Annotated in this window: 2 protein-coding genes and 3 pseudogenes; 2 read left to right on the top strand and 3 right to left on the bottom strand. The window is 59.6% G+C overall.

Annotated elements, in window-relative coordinates; genetic code table 11:
• Nucleotides 1-182 precede the first annotated feature (182 nt).
• Together BMX92_RS26595 and BMX92_RS26590 are read left to right on the top strand one after the other, a co-directional pair.
• Entirely contained in the window at nucleotides 183-857 is a 675-nt protein-coding gene (locus tag BMX92_RS26595) for a transposase (protein ID WP_256213652.1), read from the top strand.
• A gap of 204 nt (nucleotides 858-1061) precedes the next feature.
• Nucleotides 1062-2576, top strand: coding sequence for an acetyl-CoA hydrolase/transferase C-terminal domain-containing protein (locus tag BMX92_RS26590; RefSeq protein WP_093022730.1), 1515 nt, complete (start codon nucleotides 1062-1064; stop codon nucleotides 2574-2576).
• A 137-nt stretch (nucleotides 2577-2713) separates the two neighbouring features.
• Here BMX92_RS26590 and BMX92_RS26585 read toward each other — a convergent pair.
• From BMX92_RS26585 to BMX92_RS26575, 3 pseudogenes are all read right to left on the bottom strand, one after another.
• A pseudogene (locus tag BMX92_RS26585) lies at nucleotides 2714-3049 on the bottom strand (integrase core domain-containing protein); the annotation flags it as partial.
• Nucleotides 3050-3296: 247 nt separating this feature from the next.
• A pseudogene (locus BMX92_RS26580) lies at nucleotides 3297-4328 on the bottom strand (IS110 family transposase).
• 105 nt (nucleotides 4329-4433) lie between these two features.
• Nucleotides 4434-4820 (bottom strand): annotated as a pseudogene (locus BMX92_RS26575) (DDE-type integrase/transposase/recombinase); the annotation flags it as partial.
• Nucleotides 4821-4912: the final 92 nt, after the last annotated feature.

Genomic DNA, 4912 nt, shown 5'->3' with positions numbered 1-4912 from the left:
CAACCGCTCATGATAGCCCGAAGTCACCAACCGGCGCGGCCGCCTAACGGCCATCATAATTGACGCCGACCGGACTCCGTAATCGTCGCGCTACAGTCCGCTGCCACGCGACTATTGAGACCATCTGTGCGGCATTATCGGGGAACTGGCGCGACGAGCATATCTTCGCGCTTGGCCAGTCCTTGGCCCTGTTCGACTTCTACCAAACCAAAGTTCTCGAATGTGATCGAAAGCTTGAGGCCGCGCTCAAGGCGCTCGAAATTGATGAGGGCCATGATGTCCGCCACCTCCCAAAAGTCCGGACCAAAAGGCGACAGGTGAACACGCCCGACTTCGAGGTCCGGTCTGCGCTCTATCGCGTGCTGGGCGTGGACCTGACGCAAATCCATGGTATCGGCCCCTCGCTCGCGCTCAAGCTGGTTGGCGAGTGCGGCACCGATCTTGCCGCATGGCCCAGTTCAAAGCATTTTACGTCCTGGTTGTGCCTGGCGCCGGGCAACAAGATATCGGGCGGTAAATTGCTGTCGTCCAAAACCCGACGCTCCTCGAGCCGCGCAGCTGCACTCCTACGCTTGGCGGCAACCACCATCGGTCGAAGTGACACCGCACTTGGGGCGTTCTACCGTCGACTGTCGGCTCGCGCCGGAAAAGCCAAGGCAGTGACCGCGGCCGCACGCAAAATCGCAGTGCTGTTTTATAACAGCCTGCGCCACGGCATGGCGTATCATGATCCCGGCGCCTCACAATATGAGGAACGCTACCGCAGCCGAGTGATCGGAAATCTGCAGCGCCGTGCCAAGGCCTTCGGCTTCATCCTGCACGAAATGCCTGCGGAGCCTGATATGGCTGTTTCTTAGGAATAACCCATGGAGAGGATGGCGATCATTTTACTTGTCATCGGCAAGGTGGCCAGCGCGCGACTAATCGCGGTCCCGCCGACTCTGCTCGCATCTATCCGCAGTTCCAAAACCATACGCAAACAGGGGCAGAAGAGAAAGCGTAGAAAAATCTCCATTCTGAGCCGCCCTGGTTGCCGGACATACCTATGGAAGCCCAATTGAATGACAACAGAGCGCATCGAGTGTGCAGCCTTCCTTGAGAAGGTCATGACCGCTGAAGAGGCCGTCACATTCATCTCGGACGGCGACTGTGTCGCCTTGGGCGGGTTCGGCCCGCCCGGCACGCCGAAGGCAACGCCTCGCGCAATTGGCCGCCTTGCCGCCGAGCAGCACGCCAAGGGCGGAACTTTCTCGGTAAGCCTACTCGGCGGTGCATCATCGAGCCCTGATGCAGACGGGTCACTCGCTCGTGCTGAAGCCGTCAACTTCCGCATCCCATACATGGCTGATCCGGATCTTCGCGCTCAAATCAACGCTGGTTTGGTTCCCTATGTCGATTTCCACCTGAGTAAACTCGCGCCATGGGCGCGAGCCGGGTTTTTCGGAAAAGTGGACGTCGCCATCATCGAGGCGGCGCGCATCCGCCGTGACGGAGGGATCGTTCCGACATGTGCGATCGGGACCGCCAAGACATGGCTTCAAATGGCGGGCAAGGTCATCATCGAGGTCAATACCTGGCATTCGCACGATATCGAAGGCCTTCATGACGTCTGGATGGGAGACCTTCATGGCCCCGAGGCGCCAGGTCTTGATCTCGCCTGGGCCGGTCAACGGATCGGGGAGCCCGTCCTCCGTGTCGATCCGGGTAAGGTCGTCGCCGTCGTGCGCACGGACGAGCCTGATATGAACGTTTCTTTCCGGGTGAATCGCGAGGCGACGACGATCGCGGGGCACATCATCGATTTCCTGAAGAATGAAGTAGCCCGGGGTCGTTTGCCCTCGCAACTTCCGCCACTTCAATCGTGCGTGGGAAATGTGGCCAATGCGGTCATGCTCGGTCTGATCGACGCGCCGTTCGATAATCTCACCGGCTACACCGAAATTATCCAGGACGGAATGTTCGAGATGCTGAAGGCCGGCAAGATGCGCGCCGCGTCGGCTGCAGCGCTTTATCTCAGCAAGGATCAGGCTGTAATCGCGAATAATGAGATGGTGCGATGGCGCGACAAGATCATCATTCGCCAACAGGAAGTCAGCAACAACCCCGCTATCGTGCGCAAGCTAAGTTGTCTGACGTTCAACTCGGCGATCGAAGCCGACATTTATGGCAACATCAACTCAAGCCGCATGATGGGGTCGAACGTCCATAACGGGATCGGCGGCTCCGGAGACTTCGCACGTGGCGCGCTCATCTCATTTTTCATGACCCCGTCTACGGCCAAGGGCGGTGCTATCTCCTCGATCGTTCCCATGGTCGCCCATGTCGATCATATCGATCAGGACGTTCAGGTGTTTGTAACCGAACAGGGACTTGCCGATCTCCGCGGCCTTTCCGCACGGCAACGGGCTCAGGTCATTATCGAGAACTGCGCGCACCCCAGCTATCGACCGATGTTGAAAGATTATTTCGCGCGAGCCCAAGCTGCCCTGTACGGCGGCGGGGACACACCTGTTCTGTTGAATGAAGCGTTGTCCTGGCATCAGCGTTATCTCGAGCATGGAACAATGGCCCTATAGTGATGGGGTCGTCTCAATCGCGAGCCGCGGCGCACGAATTTTCGCTTTGGATCTTACGCTTGGCGAAACTCGTCGTCGCAGCTTAGAGTGTAGGCGCCGGACTTTGCTGCAAGTAACGGCGGCACCCCATCAAGCCCGCCGAAGTAGGCGTCGGCGGGCGTCACATTGTTCAGGCTCTGATCACGCTGATGGTTGTAGTGCTCGACGAAGGCCTCGATCTGGCCTTCATGGTAGCCGGGCAGGAAGTATTTTTCCAGTAGGATGCGGTTTTTCAGGGTTTGGTGCCAGCGCTTGATCTTGCCATGGGTTTGCGGATGCCACGGTGCACTCCGCACATGGCTCATCTTCCAGGCCTCGATATATTCCGCCAGTTCGCCGACGATATAGCTGGGGTCATTATCGCTGCGCAGCCTGGGCTTGTGCAGCACCTTGGCGCTGTCGCAGCCCGAGGCCTTGAGGGCGAGGTCTTCTGTAATGGGCCTTCGATCGTCAAGTCTCTCTGAACGATTATCTCGTTGCCAGGATCATGCTTCTGTTCGTGGTCAACACGTGGCTGCCCCACCATGCCATCAGATCCTTAAGCCGGCAGGTCAATCTAGGAAGCGTGTTCTGCCGAGGCATTCACAGCACTACACACGACCTTGCCAAGCGCTCGTCCCGGCGACGGGAACTCAGTAGGGGCGGTATCGTTCTCGACCCGCTCCGATCAGCAATTCCTATTCAAGCGGCCATTGCGGTTGCTCCCCAGCGGAAGTCGGTCGCATCTATCCACATGCGGTGAAGCACGACACCCGGTTTGCGTGCGAGGGCGACCTTGGCGCGCTTCATGCCGCGACGTTTCGCCACTTCGAGCGCCCAGCGCTTCAGGCTGGAAAAGTGCGTCGCCCGCGTCAGCATGATGTGCGCGGCCTCAAACAGCGCGGTTCGCACCGTCGCGTCACCGACTTTGCTGACGCCGCCATCGCGGTCGGTCTCGCCGGACTGATATTTCTTCGGTGTCCGCCCGAAATAGGTGCCGACCGTACTGGATTTGCTAAATCGGGTTGGATCATCGACCGCCGAGCGATACGTCAACGCGACGAGCGCGCTGACCCCGGGCGTGCTCATCAGCCGGTGGCAAATCCTGTCCGCCCTCGCGATCTTCAGCATCTCGCGATGGAGCTTCATGAACTCGCTCCACAGCGTTGCCCGCGCTGTCAGCATGGCGCCGATCACGGTTTCCAGCATCGCATGTCCGGCGGTCAGATCTCGGATCCGGGCATCGAACCGGCAGCGGCTGACCTCGCCGACCTTCAGCCCGTAGCCGCGCAGTATCCCGCGGATGCTGAGCTCGACGGCGAGCAGCTTGCCTTGCAGCAACTTGCGGCCAACGAGCAGCGCGCGGGTGTCCTGGGCGTCGACCGACTTGACGTGAACTGGGCGATACCACCCCATCCGCAGCCGCAGCGCGATGCCGCGCGCATCCTTCCGATCGGTCTTTACCGTCATCGCTCAAGGCGCCGCCTTCACATGGCGCGTCTCCAGCAACACCACTTCGAAGCGGGCGGCGACAAGTCCGGCATGCAGCCACTGCGATAGCGGCCCGGCCTCAAGCCCAATGAGACTCACCGGAAACTCCAGCTCGCCCAAATAGCGAACCAGCGCCTCTGGTTCGCTGGCGATCTTGACCTCACGGACGACCTTTCCTTTGGCGTCCACCACACACACGCTGCTCTCTTTAACCGAGACATCGATTCCGGCATAATGATCCACGGCTGTTCCTCCCATGATGCTTGGGGCCGATCGCTCGGACCCCGTTTCAACACCATCGTTCTGAGGGACAGCCATCCAACCTGGCTACAGTTTGAGACGCCGGCCCATTGCGGCATCTAACGTGTCGGTCACGTCCTCGGCTCGCACGTTGGTGCCCAGTTTCCAGCCGATGATGTAGCGCGAGAAGTCGTTAAGCACGGTCGATAGGTACATCCAGCCCCATTCGATGATCTTGAAGTAGGTAAAATCGGTCTGCCACATCTCGTTCGGTCGGGTGGTCTTGGTATGAAATGATCGGCGGCCTTGATCACGACATAGGCCGGGCTGGTGATCAGAACACGGGCCTTCAACAGGCGGTAAACCGTGGCGTCGGCCACGACGTAGCGCTTCCCGTGTGAAGCGCACCGCCAATTCGCGGGGGCTCAGGCCGGTTTCGTCCAGCGCCAGTTCCACGATCTGGTTCTGGATGTCGTTGCCGATGCGGTTCCACAGTCACTTCAACCAGCAGCGCGGCCGGCTAAAATTTCCTCATAAGGCAGCGTCCTTGCGTCGAGGCACTGTGATGAAGCGGGCCAGTCGGGGGC

Source organism: Sphingobium sp. YR768 (genome assembly GCF_900111125.1).
Lineage (GTDB): Bacteria > Pseudomonadota > Alphaproteobacteria > Sphingomonadales > Sphingomonadaceae > Sphingobium.
Note: the sequence above shows the minus strand (reverse complement) of the source record. Positions and strands in the feature narration are given on the sequence as shown.